Consider the following 21,075-nt stretch of genomic DNA (forward strand, 5'->3'; position numbering starts at 1 on the left):
TTATCCACTAATCCATTACAATATAATATCACTTGTTAAAGCTTATGGCAATTTGTAAGATTATATGTCTTTATATTTCTCAAAAAAATAACCAGGACAAGGACTTTTTAATCCTTATCCTGATCAGAAAGGGGAATTTCCACTATAAATTCAGTATATTTTCCAACTTCGCTATTTACCTTGATTTTTCCCGAAAGTGAAATCACAATATGTTTTACAATAGCTAGTCCAAGACCTGTACCGCCCGCTTTTTGACTTCTCGCCTTATCAACCCTATAAAATCTTTCGAAAACTCTTGATATATCTTCTTGAGGAATACCTATTCCATCATCATGAATAGAAAAAAGAATCTTTCCGGCACTCTTTAGAAGATTAATTTTTATCTGTCCTCCTTGATTTGAATACTTTACTGCATTATCCAAAAGATTGAGTACAAGCTGAGTCAATATATCATGCTGGCAGTTTATTAGAATCTCCTCTTTGTTATAATTGAAATCTATTGATATATCTTTGGATTTTGCCATATTATCCATAAGGTTTATAGTATTTTTTACTATATCTACTATATTTACTTCATAGTTTGGTTTAGAACTCTGATTGTTTTCTATAAAGGAAAGTGTGAGTATATCATCTATTAGCCTTTGGAGCCTGTTTGACTCCATTTCTATGATTTCAAGAAACCTCATTCTAGTAGCTTTATTTATCCCTGAATTTGATTTTAATGTTTCAACAAAGCCATTTATAGATGTAAGGGGAGTCTTTAGTTCATGGGTGACATTTGCCACAAAATCGCTTCTCATCCTTTCAAGTCTTACTTTATCTGTTACGTCTTCAATGTTTATTATTGAACCAATTATAATCTTTTTGTTATCATCCATCTTTATTGGATCTACGTTTATTTTATAATAAATACCATCTATTTCAAGCTCTGTCTCTTTACTTTTTCTAAGGTATACTAGTCCAAGAATAGAATCCAGCATCCTCTTATTTTTTATTATTTTCGTAAGGGGTACTCCCTCATAATCAAAATCCTTATAGTCAAATATAGTCTGAGATGCTCTATTCATAAGCATTATATTTTCTTCAGAGTCAATCGCTATTATTCCATTGGAAATACTTTTTAATATAGCCTTAAGTTTAGCACTTCTGTCCTTAAGGGTTTCAATATTCTTGTTGATGTCCTCAGTCATAAGATTAAAGCTTTTTCCTGCTTTTCCAAGATTTCCTGAAAGATTCGAAGATATTCTTATATTATAATTCCCTTCAGCTATCTTATCATAAGCCTGAGCCAGCTCTTTTATATGATTTTTAAGAACTAATATATATCTGAGCATCAGAAAAAGTGCTCCAAACAGCAAGCTTATAATTAAATAATTATAAATATTAGCTCCTCCTTTTATCTCAGCTTATAACCTACTCCGCGTATTGTTTCAATATATTTTGGCATTTTATCATTATCTTCTATCTTTTTTCTTAGATGTCTGATGTGGACATCTACAGTTCTTGTTTCTCCAAAATATTCATACCCCCATATCTTATCTAGGAGATAGTTTCTTGAAAGCACTTTTCCTTTATTTAATGCCAAGAGCTTTAAAAGTTCAAATTCTTTTAGAGTTAAATCTATCTTTTCATCTAATTTAAATGCTTCATAATTTTCAAGATCTATTTTAAGATCTCCCTCATCAATTATTTTAATTTCCGGCATTTTATCTGAAGATGAATATCTTCTGCTAACGGCTTTTATTCTAGCCATAAGCTCCTTTACAGAAAAAGGCTTCGTCATATAATCATCAGCCCCTAGCTCAAGGCCTATTATTTTGTCTTTTTCCATATTTTTTGCAGTGAGCATTATTATAGGAGTTTCTTTAATTTCTTCATCTTCTCTTATTTTTTCACAGACTTTTGTACCATCAAGTATAGGAAGCATGAGATCTAAAAGTATAAGGGATGGTTTTATATCTTTTGCCATCTTAAGACCTTCCATACCATCATATGCACTATATACCTCATAACCTTTAAGCTCAAGATTGAACTTTATAAGTTCTACAATATTCTCTTCATCATCAACTATCAATATCTTTTTATTCATATTAACCTCCATAGTGGTTTTTCAATTTTAATTATATATTAAAATTGTTTAAGTTTTGTAAAGATATTGTTAATTAATCATTTTTATTAAATCTTGTATTTTTCTCCCATAATATTTTTAAGTTCCTCTAAAAAGCTGTTTATATCTTTGAATTGTCTGTATACAGAGGCAAATCTAACATAACACACTTCATCTAGTTCTTTGAGACTTTCCATTACAAGTTCACCTATTTTGTCACTTGAAACTTCCCTTTGCATCATGTTTAATATATCTTTTTCAATTTCACTTACTACATTTTCCATCTGCTCAAGAGTTATTGGTCTTTTTTCACAAGACCTAACGATACCCTTTAATATTTTTTCTCTATCAAAATACTCTCTTGAACCATCTTTTTTTATAACCATAACGCTTACCTGCTCTATCTTTTCATAGGTTGTGAACCTTTTTTTGCAGTTTTCACATTCTCTTCTTCGCCTTATAGCGTTACCTTCTTCTGTTGGTCTTGAATCTACTACTTTAGACATTTCAAAATTACAATAAGGACAATTCAATTTTTTTCAACTCCTTTTGTTTATACTAAGATTTATTTTCTTGAAAATCAAGTCTAAAAGGAAAAAAAAGTCTTCCTGATATTTGGTTTCAGGCAGACTTTTTTGATTTATTATTTATTATTTTTTATTTGTTCTTACAAGCCAAGGCGGAAGTTCAAAGTTTTCTACTTTTTCTTCTTCCTCAACTACCTCTTCTGTTGGACTTTTAGTCTCTGTTATATCGCTCGGGGAAAACTTAGGTATTTCTCCGTCAAATCCTGTAGCTATAACTGTAATGCTAATTTCATCTCCAGCTTCATCACTATATGCCGTCCCTACTATAATTTCAGAATCTTCTCTATTAACAGCTTCTGTTATAAACCTAGAAGCTTCATTGAATTCATGAATAGTAAAGCTGTCCTTAGAAGCAGTTACATTAAGAAGCACTGCCTTTGCACCTTTGACAGTTGTCTCAAGTAATGGACTATGAATAGCAGCCTTTGCAGCTTCAATAGCTCTGTTTTCTCCCTTAGCTTTTCCTGTGCCCATATGAGCTATTCCTCTATCTATCATAGTAGTTCTTACATCTGCAAAATCTACATTTATAAGCCCTGGAACTTTTATTATATCTGTTATACCCTTCACACCTTGCTTTAATACTTCATTTGCCATTTCAAACGCATCTTCCATCTTAGTATCTTTTGATGATATTTCAAGTATTCTATCATTTGGAATAACTATTAAAGTATCTACATTTTTTTTAAGCTCTTCAATCCCTTTTTCTGCCTTTTTTAATTTTTGAGGACCTTCAAAAAAGAATGGTTTAGTAACTATTCCAACTGTCAGAATCCCAAGCTCTTTGGCAACTTTAGCTACTACAGGAGCTGCTCCCGTACCAGTTCCACCACCCATTCCTGCTGTTATAAATATCATGTCGGTACCATCAAGAGTAGATTTGATATCTTCAAGACTTTCCTCAGCAGCCTTTTGCCCTATTTCAGGGTTGGCTCCTGCTCCAAGCCCTCTTGTAAGCTTTTCTCCAATTTGAAGTTTAGTCTCAGCTTCTGATTTGTTTAATGCCTGAGAGTCAGTATTTACTGCTATGTACTCAACTCCTACTATTCCCGCATGTATCATTCTATTAACGGCATTTCCTCCGCCACCGCCGACTCCTATTATTCTAATCTTTTCCTTGCTATCACTTGTGCTTATATCAAATTGTAACATGGTTTCCCTCCTCTTTGTTTTTGCCTATCTATTTTTAAAACTTACTTATATAGCAAAAATATAATTATACTGTAATTTATTCTATATTACTTCTTGTTTTCCTCTTTTTTTCAATTAAAAATTTTTCAACTAAGCTTCTTCTAATGGCTGCAAAGTTCTGGAAGAGTCTTCCACCAAATACTATTATTGGAGCGTAGTAAAGGGGTACTCCCAACCTATCTCCTAGATATGCTAAAAATGCAGCAAGAAGCGCATTTGTGAAAAAACCAGTTATAAACATTATATTATTATAATGATTCTCCATAGAGGATCTAATAGCTCCAAAAACTGAATCCATTGCAGCAAGTATTGCTACAGATATATATAGAGAGTAGTTGTCTGAGTATGTAAATGGAATATAATACCCCACTACCACACCAAGAGCTAAACCTAATATGGCCCAAAGCACTTTAATCACCTTCTCCCAAGTATTGTAAATCCTCATTTAATTTAAAGGCAGGTATTTTAATATCCTCTTCTTCATATACCCTAACATCAATTCCATAAATTGTAGTAAGTAGATAAGAGTACGATCCTATACCTGTTGTAATCTGTATTAAATCTTCAACTGGACCTATTGCCTCTAAAATAAATGGTTGACCATAAGTTCTACCATTTATTGTGATAGTAGGACCACTGCATTTTATTTCAGATATACTTGATAATCTTTGACCATTAATTGCTATAGCTTCTGCTCCTGCAATTTTAAGGTCGTTTACTATATGAAGTACATCCTGATCATGTACTATTATATTGTTCGGGTTTTCTCCTTCTTTAAGCTCTCTATCTCCATCCCTAAGCTCTATTTTTATTCCTTTTCCATTTAAGGAGATTACTCCTGCTGCCATTTTTAAAGATTTCTGATTTTCGCTTAAGGAGTTCAAAATAGAACCGCTATCTTCAAGTTCAGTTTCATATTCTTCTAATTCTTGCTTTCTTTGATATATAAGTTCATTTAGATTTTGAATGTCATTCTTTTCTAATTCAATTTGATTTTCGATTTCCATAATCGATTTTAATGTTACGAGTCCATTGTTTCCATTAAAACTTTTAACCTGCAATGCTATGATAATTCCAAGTAGAAACGCCATAAAAACCAAGGTGTTGATTTTTTTGTTTTTAGCCATATCTTCACCTTCCGCTTTCCACAGGCGTAGCGTATTTATATTCGATTTTTTTACTATATCTTGGAAGAACTACATCCTCTTTCTTTTCTATAGAAGAGTTTATATTATAGTTTTTTCTCATCTCCCAAATTATCCCGTATCTCAGATTAAGTCCTGATTCCAGAGTGTCAGGATTCCCAATAGCTCTAATTTCAAAAGGCGGGTATACTGGATTGCCGTTTATGAATAACCTATCTCCTGATAGTCTAAACTCCGTACTTATTACGTACCGTTCATCATTTATAGCTATACCTTCTGCTCCTGAGGCATTTAGTTTGTTTATTATTGAAAGAAGAAGCTCATAGTTATAAATAAGAATACTAGTATCTCTATCTGAGGCTTGTTCTTGAAATCTTACTACTATTCCAGGCCCTCTTCCTTCCTTATATCCAGATAATAGTTCATATTTTTCAATCTCTTTTTTAAGTTCTTGTTCTATAGCATCCTCTTGTATCTCTGAATTTTTTAGTTCTTTTATAGTTCCCTCTAATGCCTGAAGTTCTCTATCTAGCTCTGTCTTTTTTTCTCTTAGGGTTTTAAGGTCTCCTTGAAGCTGCCTAGATTTTTGAGATGAAGCTATTCCTCCTGTAAATTCGTTAATTGTTCTAAGCTGTATAGTAAGCGTCAACCCTATTATAAAGCTAAAAATCAAAAATAATATCTTTTCTTTTCCTATCTTCATCTATATCTACCCTTCTCTATAAACCGGATAACTGTTGAATCTCATATCTATAATACCATGTCTTATGCCTTTAGTGAAAAGATCTAGCAAAATTTGATTAAGCTGTAGCATTTTATAGTTTATATCATTGCCATCTCCCAATAAAACAGTAATTCCATTATTGGTTGTCATAGTTATGTTTTCCAAATCCGAAAGATTTATTTCATAGATGCTTTCAAGTAATCTCGCATTTTGAGAAACTGATATAAAGCTTAAAACAGTTGTAAACTGTTCTTCATCCTCTACAGGAACTCTTTCACCTATTTTTACTTCTAGGGTTTTTATTCCACTAATTATAGGGATTTGTATATTTGATAGATTTTGCTCCATTCTTAGAACATATCCTTCTTCATCTATTATTGCAAATCCTCCAGAAAAGGGTACTACTCCAGTTTCCTTTCTTTCATTTATAGAAAGAATAAGAGTTGCTGGAAATCTTCTTTTTATAGTTATGTCTTTTATATATGGATTTTCAAGTATCCTAGTTCGTGCAAGGTCCGTATCCATTAAATATATATTTTTGTTTTTATGAAGACCTGAGATTTCAAATAATGAATCTCGGGTTATCTGAGTTTCACCCAAAAGAATTATATCCTTAAGGTGAAATCTAGGGGATAAAAAGTAAAATCCTATAGACAAAATCATTAAGGAAATGGCTATTATGACTATAGTTTTTATCTTATTTCTATACATCAATATTCCCGCTTTCAATCAACTATTTCTCATTACAATATTATAAATTTCTTCCGAAGGACATGATTTCGATAAAAGCTTACTACTTTTTTCCATCTTAACTTTAAGTCCTTCGTCAAATATAATTTCATTTATTTTAGCTTTAAGTATTTCATAGCTTAAGTCCTTCTCTTTAATGAAAAATCCTGCCCCTGAATTTTCTACAGACTTAGCATTATATTCCTGATGATTTTCTGCAGTATTAGCCTTAGGAATAACGATCGATGCTCTTCCTAAAAAGCTCACCTCCGCTAAGGTTATTGCTCCAGCACTGCATATTATAAGATCAGATGCAGACATATAAGTCCCTATCTTATCTATATAGGGAAGGATTTGAAAATTTTCATTTAACTCTTCTTTTCCAAGAGATTCTATAAATGTTTTGTAATGATATCTACCAGTAACATGTATCAAGAAATAATCCTTTTGTTTATCATTCAAAATCATCTCTTTAATAGCCTTATTTAGACCAGTAGATCCGCCGCTCCCTCCTACTGAAAGGATAAGCTTCTTGTTTAGAGGAATATTTAAACTTTCTTTTGCCTTTTCTCTTGAATCATTAAAGTAATTTTGCCTTATTGGATTCCCTACAAAAAATGATTTTTCAGGGTATTTGAATCTTTTGATTGATTCTTCAAAGCCTGTCAAAATATAATCTGTCTTTTTGGAGAGAAGCTTATTTGTGACTCCAGGAAATACATTTTGCTCATGTATAGCAGTTTTTATACCCATCAATGAGGCAATCATAACAACTGGACCTGATACATATCCTCCTGTCCCTATTACCATATCTGGTTTTTCTTCTTTGATAATTTTTCTTACATCACTTAAAGATTTTAAAAGCTTTATGGTTCTTTTCATGCTTTCTATATTGAGTTTTCTGGGAAACCCTTTTACATCTATTGTTTTAAATCTATATCCATATGCAGGAACTATTTTTGATTCCAAGCTATTTGGAGTTCCTATATAAAGTACTTCCAAGTTTTTTTCCTTTTCCATAAACTTGTCTGCTATGGAAAGAGCCGGATATATATGCCCTCCAGTTCCTCCTCCTGCTACTATAAGTTTCATATTGACTCCTTAAATAAATTTTGTTTCTAGACCTTAGTATGCCTTGAAATATTTAGTATAATACCTATTGCTGCCATAAATATTACAAGGGAAGTTCCCCCGTAGCTAATAAAAGGTAGCGGAATCCCTGTGTTTGGAATTGCCGAAGTTGCAACCCCAACATTCACTAGCACTTGTATCCCTATTTGAAAGGTAATTCCAGCTACTATCATCGTCCCGTAAAGATCCGGGGCATTCATTGCTATTTTAAAACACTTGCTTATTAAAAGCGAAAACAAGATAAGGAGAATTATTCCACCTATATATCCAAGTTCCTCTCCTATAATTGCAAATATAAAATCATTTTGAGGCTCTGGAAGATAGAAAAACTTTTGTCTGCTTCTTCCAAGACCTAGTCCCGTAATTCCTCCAGATGCTAATGCATAAAGAGACTGTATGACCTGATAGCCGTCTCCAAGCCTATCCTGAAATGGATCTCTAAAAGTCATAAACCTCTTCATTCTGTAAGGTTTAGCCAAAATCAGGACGAATATTCCAGCTGCTCCTGCTATAATTGTTGAAAATACGGAAATCCAAGGAACTCCCGCAACAAAAAGCATGGCAAAGGTAACAAATAGTATTGTAAAGCTTGTAGATAAGTCTGGCTGAAGAATTATAAAAACAACTGCTATAAAGGAATAAATAAAAGGTTGAATAAATGTGCTGAACTTTGTTATATGCTTTCTTCTATTACTTATAATTCTAGCAGCTATAAGTATGCAAGAGAATTTTGCAACCTCAGAAGGCATAAGTGTCCCAAGAGGTCCTAAATCCATCCATCTAGTAGCATGGTTAAGAGTTATTCCAAGGGGTGTCCATAATGTTACTATTAAAAGAAGATATGCGACTATAATGAAAAATAAATCGAATTTCTTATACATCTTATAATCTATCTTTGAAACTATAAGCATTACTATTAGTCCTAAAGTTGAAAAAATAATCTCTTTTTTCAAGAAGTAGGATGTATCTCCATATTTAAATTTTGCCTGCACAAAGCTTGCACTATATACCATTATTATTCCAATTAAAACTAAAAGTATAGTCAGGAAGAAAAGACCAAAATCAAAGCTTCCTTGACCCTTGTATTTTTTTGATTCCAATTTGCATCACCTGAACCTATAAGGTATTTACCCAGTTTTTAAAGTCCCATCCTCTTTCTTCATAGCTTGAGTACATATCCCAGCTTGCACACGCAGGGGAAAGAAGCACTGTATCTTTAGGTCTAGCTATGGTTTTTGCAAATTTTACCGCTTCCTCCATGCTATTAACCTTAGTTATAGAGTCAAACCCTTTTAATTTTGCAGTATTTTCTATAATATCTTTTGTTTCGCCTAAAAGTATTAAATGATATACTTTTCCATTAAAGGAATCAATAAATTCTGTAAAATCGCTTTTTTTATCCATACCCCCTGCAATTAAAATAATAGGAGATGGGACAGCCTCAAGAGCTTTTATTGATGAATCTGGATTAGTTCCCTTAGAATCATTGATATATCTTACCTCTCCAGTATCCATTACAAGTTCTAACCTATGCTCCACACCATTAAAGTCTATAATAGTATCTTTTATGGTTTTTTCATCTACCCCTGCGAGAATAGAAATTGCTGTTGCCGCAAGGATATTTTCTATATTATGATTTCCTAAAAGCTTAATTAAGTTTAAATTTACAATCTTTATTTTATTTCCGTTTATATTTGAAACAACATAGTCTTCATCCACATATACTCCACAATCTACTTTTTCTTTTCTGCTAAAAAAAATAATTTTAGGAGCTATATTTTCTTGGTTTAGTCTAAGTCTTTTATCATCATAATTTAAAACTAAGTAATCACTTTCTTTTTGATTTTCAAATATTCTAAACTTCGCAGCAATATAGTTTTCCATAGTTTTATGTCTGTTCAAATGATCTTCGGTAATATTAAGTAGTACAGATATATGAGGTCTAAAATCATATATCGACTCAAGCTGAAAACTCGAAAGCTCTGTAACCATTAAAGTATTATCATCAGCCATAACTGCTTTATCAAGCACTGGAGTTCCTATGTTTCCAACTATATAAGTGTTTTCCTGAAAATTTTTGCATATCTCTCCAACTAATGTAGTAGTTGTAGTTTTTCCATTAGTTCCAGTTATTCCTATATATGTTCCCCTGCCCAATCTATAGGCAAGCTCTATATCTCCAGTTATTTCAATACCTCTTGATCTAAACTTAGCTACAAAATCAAGATCCAAAGATATACCAGGAGACATGATTACTATATCTGCATCTTCATCTCCCGTTGGATTTTCTCCAAGATTGAGCTCTATATTTTTCATTTCCTTTATTTTATTTATTTTAATTTCATCATGATTTGAATTTGAGTCAAACACCTGAATTTTTACATCTTGTTTTGAAAAAAAATCCACTACAGAAAATCCAGATTTACCAAGACCTACAACTACAATATCAGAATATTTTCCCATAACTCTCGCCCCTTCTTTTTAAATTGCAGTTAATCCTATTATACACAGAATAAAAGTTGTTAAGTAAAAAACTTTTACCACTTTTGTTTCCTTCCAACCAGATAGTTCGAAGTGATGATGTATAGGACTCATTTTAAAAACTCTTTTTTTGAAAAATTTAAATGAAATTACCTGTATTATAACAGAAAGACTTTCCGCAAAGTATATAAATCCTACTATTGGAACAATTAAAGATATATTCAAAATCACTGCAGCTGCTGCTATAGCTCCTCCCAGAGCCATAGAGCCAGTATCTCCCATAAATACTCTTGCTGGATATCTATTAACCCTTAAAAAACCTAGACAACCTCCAGCTACAGCTGCCATAAATATAGACAGATGCCCATAACCCATATAGCCTGATACTAGCATAAAAAATAATGCAACTATAAAAGTTACGCTACTAGCAAGTCCATCGAGCCCATCCGTAAGGTTTACACTATTAGTTATAGCCACTATAACAAATACTAAAAATGGAACATAAAATATTTTCAAATCAAGAGTTATATCATTAAAAAAAGGTACTATAAGCTCTGTTCCCATAGGGCTTGTATTTAGGTGGTATATTGAAAGAATAAGAGCAAACCCAAATTGAAGTATGATTTTTTGGTAAGCTCTAAGGCCTAAAGACCTTTTTAGTACTACTTTTATATAATCATCTAAAAAACCCACAAAACCAAATAAAAGCATAAAACTAAGTGCAAATGCAAGCTCAGAGCTGTATTTTCCTGTGAATGCTATTGCAATTATTGTTGATAGTATAAATATAATCCCCCCCATAGTAGGCGTACCATTTTTTATAAGGTGAGACTGAGGACCATCCTCCCTAACAGTCTGTCCAAACTTTAGCTTTGATAGCATTGGAAGGACCATAGGTCCAATGATTGCTGCGCAAATCAGGGAAATTAAAAAAGATATTGTCGTTTCTGTAAAAAATATATAGTTCAAAATTATAACCTCCAAAATTACTTTTTACTGTCTATCAGATATTCTGCCACTTTATCAAGGTTCATTCCTCTAGATCCTTTAATTAAAATTATATCGCCGTATTTTATTATACCTTTTATCTCATTTATTGCTAGATTTTTGTCAATGAAATGATAAATAATCTTTCCTGTGTCTAAAGATGAAAGAGCAGCCTCTTTTGCATACTTCATTTCATTTCCTATAAATATGCATATATCACTCTCTTTAATAGCTTTTTCCCCTATTTCTCTATGCTTTATTTCAGATATGTCTCCAAGCTCCAGCATATCTCCTAAAATAGCTACTTTTCTGCCTTCTCCATAGTCTTTAAAAGAATCAAGAACAGCACTTATGGATTCTGGGTTAGCATTATAGGAATCATTTATTATCTTTATTCCATTTATTTCCCTTATATCTATTCTATGTTTGGAAGGCTTAAAACCTGCTAGTCCTTTTTGAATTTCCTCATCCCTCATACCAAGTTCAATGCATGTTGCTATTGCCGACAAAGAATTCAGCACATTGTGTTTTCCAATTGCAGGGAGCGTTATATTAAGATCTCTATCCATTCCCTTTACTTTAAAAATAGAGTTTTTTGAATCACTTTTGTAATCATAGGCAATTAAATCATTGTTTTCTGAAAAACCATATTTTATCAACCTAAAACTGCACTCTTCCTTTTTTAGCTTTGAAAGATAATCATCATCTCCATTTACTATAAGCAAATCTTTTTTTGTCATGTAATTGCTAATTTCCATTTTAGCCTTAAATATATTTTCCTGAGTCTTTAGATTTTCTATATGAGCCGTCCCTATATTTGTAATTATACCTATATGAGGATTTGTCAATTTGCATAAATAGTCTATTTCCCATAGCTCTGACATTCCCATTTCAAATACTGCTATATCGTCCTTTTCCTCAATAGATAGAGCGGTTAAAGGGAGCCCTATATGATTATTGAAGTTTCCAATTGTTCTATGGGTTTCATACCGAGCTGATAAAGCATGATACACCATATCCTTTGTTGTAGTTTTTCCGCTGCTTCCCGTTATTCCAATTTTTTTAATATTAAACTCATTTAGATATCCCTTTGAAAGCTCGCCAAGAGCTAAGTATGTATTTTCAACCTTAATTATTTCCTTTGAATCATATTTTTTTTCGGAAAGAATGAGAGAAGCTCCCATTTTGATGGCATCCTCTATAAAATCATGTCCATCAAAATTTTCACCCTTTAAAGCTACATAAAGACAGTCTTTTTTTACTTCTCTACTATCAGTTACTACTAAATCTATCAAAGGGTTGTATTCTTCATATTCGTTTATACCATTTGTATATTTCATTATTTTTATTTTCGATAGTTTTTTCATGACTAATTAATCCTTTCCCAATATCAAAGGCAATGTCAATGACATCGCCTTTTGTAATTAATTGACTCTTAATTTTATCAAAAATTGTATATTAAAGCTATATGCTTAAAGAAGCATTTATTCAAATTCTACGCTTACGCTATTCCCTTTTCTAACTATAGTTCCTGGGTTAGGAAGCTGGCTTTTTGCCTTTCCCGTTCCTACGTGTATGAATTCAAGTCCCATATTAGAAAGTAGTTCTTCAACCTCTCTAAATGTCATTCCAATAAGATTTGGCATACTCATAGTCTCATCTTCTGAAGAAGAGATATAAAGCATAACAGAAGAATTAAGAGGAACCATCTCTCCTGGTTTTGGGAAGGTATCAAGTACGATTCCTGATGTATCAAGCTCGGTAGGATTTTCTACAAAATAAGATAAACCAGCTTGATTCAAATTATATACCCCATCTGTAAAGGACATATTTCTAATTTCTGGAACTGCTACTCTTTTTATATTTGGATTATCAATGACCTGTGCATTAGGTTTTACTCCTAGATATCTTAAAGAGTCATAGACAATCTCTTTAACTATAGGTCCTGATACTGTACTCCCAAAATGAGAGCCTGCCCTTGGCTCATCTACAAGCACAAGTACAGCTATTTTAGGATCTTCAACTGGAGCTATAGCTGCAAAGGATGCTATATAATATCCCTGGACATACTTTCCATCAACAACCTTCTGAGCTGTCCCTGTCTTTCCAGCAATTCTATATCCATCTATTTTTGCAATCCCTCCAGAACCATTTGCAACCACTGATTCCATAGAAAGCAGCACTTCATCTGCACTCTGCTTTGATACAGCTCTTTTAATCATCTCTGGTTCTACAGCTCTTATTATCTGGTTCTCCTCATCGGTTATCTCTTTAACTATTCTAGGCTTCATAAGCTTACCTTCATTTCCTATTGCCGATATAGCTGATAACATCTGTATTGGAGTCACTGAAATACTCTGACCAAAAGAAGTAGTTGCAAGCTCCACGGGGCCCATATTTGAAATATTATACATCATTCCCAGTCCTTCCCCTGGAAGCTCTATTCCTGTCTTTTTACCAAATCCAAACGCAGTTATATATTCTAAAAATTTTTGTTGACCAAGTCTTTGCGCCACCTCAATAAATGTGGAGTTTACTGACTGCTCCATTGCATGAGTAAAGGTTATATTCCCAAAAGGCTGTGGCCTCCAGTTTCTAATTCTTCTATTTGCAACCTCTGTAAAACCCTTGTCGTTAAACCATTCATCAGGACGGGTGAGTCCTTCCTCAAAGGCTGCTGCCGCCGTTACGATTTTGAATGGAGAACCTGGCTCATATATATCATTTACAGCCGGATTTCTCCACATCTGATATATTTCCTTGAGTCTATCTTCATCTGTCTCAGCCGCTGATATAGTTTCTTCAAACAAAGGATATAAAGGTGTTCTAGAATCATTTGGATCATAATCTGGTTTAGACGCCATACCAAGTATATCACCAGTTTTAGGATCCATAGCTATTGCAATTACCCTTTTAGCATCATTGTCTACAAGAGCTTTCGATACTGCTCTTTCCATATGATGCTGTATTACCTCATCAATTGTAAGTATTATATTTCTCCCGTTTATAGGATCATTATGTCTTATGTCTATACTATCTATTTCTCTTCCCCTTGCATCTGTTATAGATATTTTTCTACCTGGCACTCCCCTTAAATATGGATCAAAGGAAGCTTCAACACCTGCAAGACCTACATTATGATTTGATACATGTCCAATCACATACGAGGCAAAGGAACCATAAGGATAGTATCTCTTGCTTGATTCTTCAAACCATATCCCTTTTGTCTGTTCTTCCCTAAGCATCTTTACTTGCTCAGAATCTAAATACCTCTCAATTAGAAACCTAGGTCTTCCATCGTTCATTTTTGCAAGTAACTCGTCTTTATCTATATCTAGTACCTGAGATATTTTAGTTGCTATTTCGTCTTTTTGGGAATCCTTAATAGATGTCATCTCTATCCATAGATCATGTTTAGGAACGCTTACTGCTAGCTCTTTTCCAGTTCTGTCGTAAATAGTCCCTCTCATAGGAGGTATTATCGTATCTTTGTATTGCTGACTCATAGCTTCTTCTGAATATACCGGTCCCATCACCACCTGTATATATCCAAGCCTTACTATAAGTCCTACTATTAAGGTCAAAAATAGAGCTACAGAAATTCTTATTCTGTTTTTTATGAGTTCTTTATGCTTTTGAGAATATTTTTCAGACAAATTTACCACTCTCTCTAATCTACTCTTATATAAATAGTTTCTTCTTCAGTTGGGTATTCCATAAAGAGCTGTTCCCTTGCAGTTCTCTCTATAAAATCAGTTCTGTTGGAATGCTCTATCTGTACCTGTATTTCTCTTTTTTTATTTCTAAGCTCATTTAAAGCTCTTTCCTGAGCATTTATATCATATTTCAGCTCTGAAATAACAGAATATCTATTCATTAACATAATTAATAAAAATAAAATTCCAGCAGCTGATGATATCAAGGCTGTGTTTAAAATTAAAAGCTTTCTCGATGCTTTTGACTTCTTTTTATTTTTTTTAGTTTTACTTTTTTTTATAGAAGGGGTTTCCCTATTTTTTTCGTCTTTTCTTATATCGGTTTTTTTTCTATTATTTTTACTTCTTTTTGGTTTTACTGATTGCCTTATACTTCCCATATGTTCTTGTTCAGTATTAGGTTTTGCAGTCTGATTAGTCCTTGAATTTTGGGAATTGTTTGCCTTTCTTTCTTTTTTTTCTTGATTTTGCTTGTATACATCCAGACTTTTTACTCTATATTCCTTGTTTTGCTCTTTTTTCATTTTATCCACCTAAATTTTCTTAGCCGCTCTAAGCTTTGCACTTCTTGATCTTGGGTTCATCTCTATTTCCTCTTTAGAAGGAAGTATTGGTTTTCTTGTAATTATCTTTACTTGAGCTTTGTTGTCACACCTGCAAACTGGAAACTCTACAGGACATATACAATCTATACTTAGTTTTTTAAATATATTCTTTACTATTCTATCCTCAAGAGAATGAAATGTAATGGCTGCAACTACTCCGCCTTTGTTCATAATGGAAAAAGCATCAGATATTGTTTTTTCTATCACATCAAGCTCTCTATTTACTTCTATTCTTATAGCTTGAAAGGTTCTTTTTGCGGGGTGCTGATTTTCATCTCTCATTTTTTTAGGAATAGCAGCCTTAATTACATCCACAAGTTCAAAAGTGGTTTTAATTGGACCTTCTCTTCTTTTTTCTATAATCAAAGAGGCTATTCTTGCCGCCCAGTTTTCCTCTCCATAATCTCTTATGATTCGCTTTAAATCTTCTTCGCTATATTCATTAATTATATTAAAAGCAGAAATAGGGTTTTTATCATCCATTCTCATATCAAGAGGAGCATCATTCATATATGAAAAGCCTCTGTGAGGTATATCAAGTTGATGAGAAGAGACTCCAAGGTCAACTAAAAAACCATCTATTTTCGTTATTCCAAGCTTTTCTAGCTCACTTTTTAAGTTTTCAAAGTTACTGTGAACTATAATAACCTTATCTTCCATACCTTGAAACTTTCCTTTTGCCGCCTCTATGGCATCATTATCCTGGTCAAAACAAATTAGCTTTCCTGTCTCAATTTTTTTTGCTATCTCTAATGAGTGTCCTGCTCCTCCCATAGTCCCATCTACATAAATGCCATCTTTTTTTATATTTAATATATCTACAGATTCTTCAAGTAAAACTGTAACATGTTTAAATTTCAATAAAATCGCTCCTTTTTAGCTTTAAGCCTTATACGGCTCTTTTACGCCCTTATCTTTAAAATATAGATGTATCGCTATTCCTGCCCCTATCATCCCTAAGCTTATTACCTGTGCCATTCTCAAAGGTCCCAGCATAAGGCTGTCAGTTCTTAAACCCTCTATAAAAAATCTGCCTATAGAGTAACCTATAAGGTATATAGCTGCCATCTGACCATCATATTTTTTATTTTTAAATACTTTCATAAGTACAAAAAATATTATTAGATTCCATATTGATTCATACAAAAAAGTAGGATGGACTTTAACTCCATCTATTGTTATTCCCCAAGGAAGATCTGTTGGTCCTCCATGAGCCTCTTGATTAACAAAATTCCCCCATCTTCCTATTGCCTGACCAAGTATTACTGAAGGAGTTGCTATATCTACCATCTTTACTGTGTTTATCTTCTTTTTTATTGTTACAAGTACTCCTCCAAGTACTCCTCCTATTAGTCCACCGTGTATTGCCATACCGCCAAGTCTTGTGTTAAATATCTGCATTATATTATCTTGATAAAGTTCAAAATTAAACGCTACATAATAAAGCCTAGCTCCAACAACAGCAAGTGGTATCGCAAAAAGACATATATCGAGAATATCATCCTCCTTATACCCTGCCTTTTTTCCATTTCTCATTGCAAGCAAAACTCCAGATACTATCGCAATGGACATAATTATTCCATACCATCTTACATCTATTCCAAATACATTAAATGCTACTGGATTCATATATTCCTCCTAATTATTAAATCTCTTTTATTCATATTTCAAAAGAATTTCTTTATTTATGGAAAATAGGATAGGCTTAAGCCTATCCTATTAGACAATTATAATTTACACAGCTTGAAAGTGTCAAACTAAGACTTTAATTTTGGATTTATTACAGAAAGCACACTCATATCCTCAGTGAAGTGCTCTTTTAATCTTTCATTTACATCATCTATTTTTATATCAAGAAGAGCTTCATAATATCCTAATAAATCCATTCCTTTAAAATAATAGGAAAGATAGTTGTTTGCTATGAATTCTATAGAATCAAATAGCTTTATAAAGCCTCCTATTTTCTTTTTCTTTATTCTTTCAAAGTCCTCTTCATTGAGTCCATTTATTTTAGATTCTTCAATTGCTTGCATTATCCTTGCTCTAACCTTATTTACATCCTTTGATTCCCCAGATATAATACTATATCCATAGTCAGTATGCTCAGTATAGTCAGAAGAAAACCCTCCAAATATAAGACCTTCCATGTAAAGCTCTTCATAAAGTGCAGTGCCCTTTTTAAAAAGCAAATCATGAATTATTTCTGTGGTTATGGATTTTTTCATTATATCAGTATTTTCACCAAGAGTGTTTAGCTTATCTTTAAAGCCTATAGAAAACATTGGTATAGATACTTCGAGCTCTTCTGTTATCTCTTTAGTTCTTAGCTCATCTGTTTCTAGTTCAAATATTCTCTTTACTTCTCCTTCAAACATATGTTCATCCTTTACCGTTTCTTTAACAGATTTTAAAACCTCATCAAACTCTAAATCCCCAATAACAAATAGAGCCATATTTGATGGACTGTAAAATGTATTATAGCAGCTATAGAGCTCTTCCTTTGTGATTTTATATATACTCTCTACTGTCCCAGCTATATCTATACTATTTGGATGAACCTTATACATTGCTTTTAAGGTGTTAAAAAACAGCTTCCAGTCTGGATTGTCATCATACATTTTAATTTCCTGGGCTATAATGCCTTTTTCTTTTTCTACATTCTCATCAGTAAAATAAGGGCTTTGAACATAGGATATAAGATGATCAAGGCCTTCATAAAATCTTTCGGTACAAGAAAAGAGATATGCAGTCATGTTAAAGTTTGTAAAAGCATTGGCATTCGCTCCAATCTCTGCAAATCTATCAAATGCGTTGGAGCCATCACTTTGTTCAAACATTTTGTGCTCTAGAAAATGGGCAATTCCCTCATTTACTTTGATTTCTTCACCTGTATGAGGACTAATAAACTTTAAATCATTCGAACCATAATTAGTTGCAAGAACTGCATATTTTTTTGTAAATCCCTTTTTTTTCATAAAAAAAACATTCATATTGTTACTTAATTTCTCATGATATACTTCTTCTTTTAATAGCTCGTTTTTGATTATATTCATATATTATCTTCTCTCCTATTTTATGAATTCTTAGGTCCTCTTAAAAAATATACTGTATCAAGGTATATATCTTGAGCAACCTCTATTACATCTTCTGTCTTTACTTTTTTAATTAGTTCAATGACTTCATCAAGACTTCTGTTTGTGTTTTGAATGCTCATATTGTAATAAAAGTCTGTAAGTGATGAAAGACTATCGTTTAAAGCTCTAAGGTTGCTTACAAGATAGCTTCTGCTATTTTCCATTTCTTGTATGGAGATATTTCCATTTTTCATATCATCAAGTTCTTTATATATAAGCTCAAGAGCCTTGTCATAATCGCTTATCTCTATCCCGGCAGATATAAACATTAGCCCCTTCATTTTCTCAAGTGTAGAGTATATGGAATAACAAAGGCTCTCTTTTTCCCTAATATTTAAAAACATTTTGGAATGGGCTCCTCCTCCAAGTATGGCTGAGTACATTAAAAGAGAATAATATTTTTCATCTTTAAAATCCATATTGGTTCTAAAGCCCATAACTAGTTTCCCTTGTGTAATATCTAGGTTTTCTTCCACAAATTTAGGCTCAGGTTTTTTATATATTTCTTCATTTTTTGTCTCAATAATAGCTTCTCTTTTTATAGAAAATGTATTTTGAATAATTTCAATTACTTTTTCTCTATCGAAGCTCCCTGCAATTACAATATCTATTTCAGAGGATTCTATTACATTAAGATAATGCTTATAAAGATTTTTTTCGTTTATATTATCAAGATCCTCTATATATCCATCCTCAGATATGCTAAAAGGTTCACCCTCGCACATATGCTCTATGCATTTTTCAACCGCATAATGTCCTTTATTGTTTATTTTTGCATTTATATCTTCCCTTAAGTTTTCTTTTTCTATATCTACAAATTTAGGGTCAAATCCATCATTTATTATTTTGGGATCAAGCACGATCTTTTTTAATATATCAAATGCCTCTTCAAATATAGGCTCAGGCAAAAATTCATCAGCTGTAGTGTATAGTCTAAATGACATAATTTGCCTTTCTCCAGTTTTATCTACTGACGCTCCAAGATTTGAGCCGTATAATTCCTGCATCTTTACTGTAATCTCTCTTTGAGAAGGATAATCCTTAGTTCCTGATTTCAAAACAGAAGGCAGCAGTGAGTTCATTGTAACCTCATCTCTTTTGAGAGGTCTTTTTATATATATAGTTGCAATGTTTGTTTTGTAATTTGCTTTGCTTATAAGCATAAGGTTAATCCCATGGCCTAAGTTTATTTTTTCGTATCCTATCAAGTAAAAACCCTCCTTATTATTCCTGTCTTAGTCTATTATATCCTATTTTTTATATTTTATTTACCATAAAGAAAAAACCTGCAAAAGAAATTTTACATGTTTAATTGAAATTCCTATCTGAAATGTAATATAATTTAATAATGTGCTTATATATGAATTAAAATTAAAATATTTGAACATAGAAAGGAAAGATAATATGAAACTAGGAATTGTAGGTCTTCCTAATGTAGGAAAGAGTACCCTTTTTAATGCAATCACACAGGCAGGAGCAGAATCTGCCAATTATCCATTTTGCACAATAGACCCGAATGTAGGTGTAGTATCTGTGCCAGATGAAAGATTAACTAAGCTTGCAGAAATATATACATCAAAAAAAATAGTTCCAACGGCTATAGAGTTTTATGATATTGCCGGGCTTGTAAAAGGTGCTAGTAAAGGAGAGGGCCTTGGAAACAAGTTTTTATCCCATATAAGAGAAGTCGAAGCAATAGTTCATGTAGTGAGATGTTTTGAGGACACTAACGTAGTACATGTTGATGGAAATATAAATCCTTTAAGAGATATAGAAACTATAAATCTAGAGCTTATATTTTCAGATATCGAAATGCTTGAAAGAAGACTTCAAAAATCAGCAAAGGCTGCTAAGACTGATAAATCTATAAGCTTTGAGGTTGAGGTAATAAAAAAAGTACTTGAGGTTCTTGAATCTGGAAAATCTGCAAGAACACTTGATATGTCTGATGAAGAAAAAGCCGTAGTAAGATCATTTAATCTTCTTAGCTCAAAGCCTATAATATATGTAGCAAACGTTTCAGAGGGAGAAGTTGCGAGCGATGGAGAAGGAAATGAATATGTAGCTACTGTAAGAGAGTTCGCTTCTACAGAGGATGCAGAAGTTGTTGTAATAAGCGCTCAAATAGAGGAAGAGATTTCTCAGCTTGAGGATGATGAAAAGCTTGAGTTTTTAAGAGATATAGGACTTGAAAAATCAGGTCTTGATAAACTGATTCAGGCAAGCTACAAACTCCTTGGACTTATGAGCTTCCTTACTGCTGGCCCTATGGAGTCAAGAGCTTGGACTATAAAAAACGGTACTAAGGCTCCTGTCGCTGGAGGAAAAATCCACTCCGATATCGAAAGAGGATTTATAAGAGCTGAGGTAATAGCGTTTGAAGATCTTATGGCTCACGGCGGAAATATGACCTCAGCAAAGGAAAAAGGTCTTGTTAGACTTGAAGGTAAGGAATATATAATGAAAGATGGAGACGTAGTATTATTTAGATTCAACGTATAAACCCATCCATATTAAAAGGGCCTTCTTATTAAAAGA

General features: G+C 32.8%; 20 protein-coding genes. 1 reads left to right on the top strand and 19 read right to left on the bottom strand.

What is annotated here, in order from left to right; genetic code table 11:
• Nucleotides 1-107: 107 nt before the first annotated feature.
• The 19 genes from J2Z35_RS02240 to yfmF form a co-directional block, all read right to left on the bottom strand.
• Nucleotides 108-1,334, bottom strand: a complete 1,227-nt coding sequence (locus J2Z35_RS02240) for a HAMP domain-containing sensor histidine kinase (protein WP_209658928.1) — start codon at nucleotides 1,332-1,334, stop codon at nucleotides 108-110.
• 62 nt (nucleotides 1,335-1,396) lie between these two features.
• On the bottom strand, nucleotides 1,397-2,089 hold the full coding sequence (locus J2Z35_RS02245) for a response regulator transcription factor (protein ID WP_209658930.1): 693 nt from the start codon (nucleotides 2,087-2,089) through the stop codon (nucleotides 1,397-1,399).
• A gap of 86 nt (nucleotides 2,090-2,175) precedes the next feature.
• Nucleotides 2,176-2,640, bottom strand: a complete 465-nt coding sequence (nrdR, locus tag J2Z35_RS02250) for a transcriptional regulator NrdR (protein ID WP_209658932.1) — start codon at nucleotides 2,638-2,640, stop codon at nucleotides 2,176-2,178.
• A 117-nt stretch (nucleotides 2,641-2,757) separates the two neighbouring features.
• The gene (gene ftsZ, locus J2Z35_RS02255) at nucleotides 2,758-3,846 is read right to left on the bottom strand and encodes a cell division protein FtsZ (protein ID WP_209658934.1); all 1,089 of its coding nucleotides are present in this window, start codon (nucleotides 3,844-3,846) and stop codon (nucleotides 2,758-2,760) included.
• A 76-nt stretch (nucleotides 3,847-3,922) separates the two neighbouring features.
• Nucleotides 3,923-4,294, bottom strand: a complete 372-nt coding sequence (locus J2Z35_RS02260; RefSeq protein ID WP_209658935.1) for a small basic family protein — start codon at nucleotides 4,292-4,294, stop codon at nucleotides 3,923-3,925.
• A gap of 1 nt (nucleotide 4,295) precedes the next feature.
• Nucleotides 4,296-5,012 carry a DUF881 domain-containing protein gene (locus J2Z35_RS02265; RefSeq protein ID WP_209658937.1) on the bottom strand — a complete coding sequence of 239 codons (717 nt, stop codon included), beginning with the start codon at nucleotides 5,010-5,012 and terminating at the stop codon, nucleotides 4,296-4,298.
• A gap of 4 nt (nucleotides 5,013-5,016) precedes the next feature.
• A complete protein-coding gene (locus J2Z35_RS02270; protein WP_209658939.1) occupies nucleotides 5,017-5,733 on the bottom strand; it encodes a DUF881 domain-containing protein in 717 nt (238 codons plus the stop codon).
• 6 nt (nucleotides 5,734-5,739) lie between these two features.
• Nucleotides 5,740-6,465, bottom strand: a complete 726-nt coding sequence (locus J2Z35_RS02275; protein ID WP_209658941.1) for a cell division protein FtsQ/DivIB — start codon at nucleotides 6,463-6,465, stop codon at nucleotides 5,740-5,742.
• Nucleotides 6,466-6,483: 18 nt separating this feature from the next.
• A complete protein-coding gene (gene murG, locus J2Z35_RS02280; protein ID WP_209658943.1) occupies nucleotides 6,484-7,575 on the bottom strand; it encodes an undecaprenyldiphospho-muramoylpentapeptide beta-N-acetylglucosaminyltransferase in 1,092 nt (363 codons plus the stop codon).
• A 26-nt stretch (nucleotides 7,576-7,601) separates the two neighbouring features.
• Nucleotides 7,602-8,714 carry a putative lipid II flippase FtsW gene (gene ftsW / locus J2Z35_RS02285; RefSeq protein ID WP_209658945.1) on the bottom strand — a complete coding sequence of 371 codons (1,113 nt, stop codon included), beginning with the start codon at nucleotides 8,712-8,714 and terminating at the stop codon, nucleotides 7,602-7,604.
• A gap of 16 nt (nucleotides 8,715-8,730) precedes the next feature.
• Complete coding sequence (murD, locus tag J2Z35_RS02290) at nucleotides 8,731-10,077, bottom strand: UDP-N-acetylmuramoyl-L-alanine--D-glutamate ligase (RefSeq protein ID WP_209658947.1); 1,347 nt, start codon at nucleotides 10,075-10,077, stop codon at nucleotides 8,731-8,733.
• A gap of 18 nt (nucleotides 10,078-10,095) precedes the next feature.
• Nucleotides 10,096-11,067: a phospho-N-acetylmuramoyl-pentapeptide-transferase gene (gene mraY / locus J2Z35_RS02295; protein ID WP_408627153.1), complete on the bottom strand. Its 972-nt coding sequence runs from the start codon at nucleotides 11,065-11,067 to the stop codon at nucleotides 10,096-10,098.
• A gap of 14 nt (nucleotides 11,068-11,081) precedes the next feature.
• On the bottom strand, nucleotides 11,082-12,449 hold the full coding sequence (locus tag J2Z35_RS02300; protein ID WP_209658951.1) for a UDP-N-acetylmuramoyl-tripeptide--D-alanyl-D-alanine ligase: 1,368 nt from the start codon (nucleotides 12,447-12,449) through the stop codon (nucleotides 11,082-11,084).
• Nucleotides 12,450-12,566: 117 nt separating this feature from the next.
• On the bottom strand, nucleotides 12,567-14,747 hold the full coding sequence (locus J2Z35_RS02305; protein ID WP_330623335.1) for a penicillin-binding transpeptidase domain-containing protein: 2,181 nt from the start codon (nucleotides 14,745-14,747) through the stop codon (nucleotides 12,567-12,569).
• Between the two features lie 5 nt (nucleotides 14,748-14,752).
• Nucleotides 14,753-15,322, bottom strand: coding sequence for an FtsB family cell division protein (locus J2Z35_RS02310; protein ID WP_209658953.1), 570 nt, complete (start codon nucleotides 15,320-15,322; stop codon nucleotides 14,753-14,755).
• 9 nt (nucleotides 15,323-15,331) lie between these two features.
• A complete protein-coding gene (gene rsmH, locus J2Z35_RS02315) occupies nucleotides 15,332-16,264 on the bottom strand; it encodes a 16S rRNA (cytosine(1402)-N(4))-methyltransferase RsmH (RefSeq protein ID WP_209658955.1) in 933 nt (310 codons plus the stop codon).
• 21 nt (nucleotides 16,265-16,285) lie between these two features.
• Nucleotides 16,286-17,032: a prolipoprotein diacylglyceryl transferase gene (gene lgt, locus J2Z35_RS02320; protein WP_209658957.1), complete on the bottom strand. Its 747-nt coding sequence runs from the start codon at nucleotides 17,030-17,032 to the stop codon at nucleotides 16,286-16,288.
• 128 nt (nucleotides 17,033-17,160) lie between these two features.
• The gene (yfmH, locus tag J2Z35_RS02325; RefSeq protein WP_209658959.1) at nucleotides 17,161-18,456 is read right to left on the bottom strand and encodes an EF-P 5-aminopentanol modification-associated protein YfmH; all 1,296 of its coding nucleotides are present in this window, start codon (nucleotides 18,454-18,456) and stop codon (nucleotides 17,161-17,163) included.
• 20 nt (nucleotides 18,457-18,476) lie between these two features.
• Nucleotides 18,477-19,745, bottom strand: a complete 1,269-nt coding sequence (gene yfmF / locus J2Z35_RS02330) for an EF-P 5-aminopentanol modification-associated protein YfmF (protein WP_245330711.1) — start codon at nucleotides 19,743-19,745, stop codon at nucleotides 18,477-18,479.
• A 196-nt stretch (nucleotides 19,746-19,941) separates the two neighbouring features.
• Here yfmF and ychF point away from each other — a divergent pair, with 196 nt between their 5' ends.
• Nucleotides 19,942-21,039 (top strand): redox-regulated ATPase YchF, encoded by a 1,098-nt coding sequence (ychF, locus tag J2Z35_RS02335; protein WP_209658961.1) that lies wholly within the window; start codon nucleotides 19,942-19,944, stop codon nucleotides 21,037-21,039.
• Nucleotides 21,040-21,075: the final 36 nt, after the last annotated feature.

Origin of the sequence: Acetoanaerobium pronyense (genome assembly GCF_017874355.1) — a bacterium.
GTDB classification, from domain to species: domain Bacteria; phylum Bacillota; class Clostridia; order Peptostreptococcales; family Filifactoraceae; genus Acetoanaerobium; species Acetoanaerobium pronyense.

What these genes read in the sequence shown, in the direction of transcription:
- J2Z35_RS02310 (WP_209658953.1), bottom strand. Translation starts at nt 15,322, where the DNA reads ATGAAAAAAGAGCAAAACAAGGAATATAGAGTAAAAAGTCTGGATGTA.
- ftsZ (WP_209658934.1), bottom strand. Translation starts at nt 3,846, where the DNA reads ATGTTACAATTTGATATAAGCACAAGTGATAGCAAGGAAAAGATTAGA.
- murD (WP_209658947.1), bottom strand. Translation starts at nt 10,077, where the DNA reads ATGGGAAAATATTCTGATATTGTAGTTGTAGGTCTTGGTAAATCTGGA.
- lgt (WP_209658957.1), bottom strand. Translation starts at nt 17,032, where the DNA reads ATGAATCCAGTAGCATTTAATGTATTTGGAATAGATGTAAGATGGTAT.
- J2Z35_RS02300 (WP_209658951.1), bottom strand. Translation starts at nt 12,449, where the DNA reads ATGAAAAAACTATCGAAAATAAAAATAATGAAATATACAAATGGTATA.
- yfmH (WP_209658959.1), bottom strand. Translation starts at nt 18,456, where the DNA reads ATGAATATAATCAAAAACGAGCTATTAAAAGAAGAAGTATATCATGAG.
- J2Z35_RS02245 (WP_209658930.1), bottom strand. Translation starts at nt 2,089, where the DNA reads ATGAATAAAAAGATATTGATAGTTGATGATGAAGAGAATATTGTAGAA.
- murG (WP_209658943.1), bottom strand. Translation starts at nt 7,575, where the DNA reads ATGAAACTTATAGTAGCAGGAGGAGGAACTGGAGGGCATATATATCCG.
- J2Z35_RS02270 (WP_209658939.1), bottom strand. Translation starts at nt 5,733, where the DNA reads ATGAAGATAGGAAAAGAAAAGATATTATTTTTGATTTTTAGCTTTATA.
- ychF (WP_209658961.1), top strand. Translation starts at nt 19,942, where the DNA reads ATGAAACTAGGAATTGTAGGTCTTCCTAATGTAGGAAAGAGTACCCTT.
- J2Z35_RS02265 (WP_209658937.1), bottom strand. Translation starts at nt 5,012, where the DNA reads ATGGCTAAAAACAAAAAAATCAACACCTTGGTTTTTATGGCGTTTCTA.
- J2Z35_RS02240 (WP_209658928.1), bottom strand. Translation starts at nt 1,334, where the DNA reads ATGCTCAGATATATATTAGTTCTTAAAAATCATATAAAAGAGCTGGCT.
- J2Z35_RS02275 (WP_209658941.1), bottom strand. Translation starts at nt 6,465, where the DNA reads ATGTATAGAAATAAGATAAAAACTATAGTCATAATAGCCATTTCCTTA.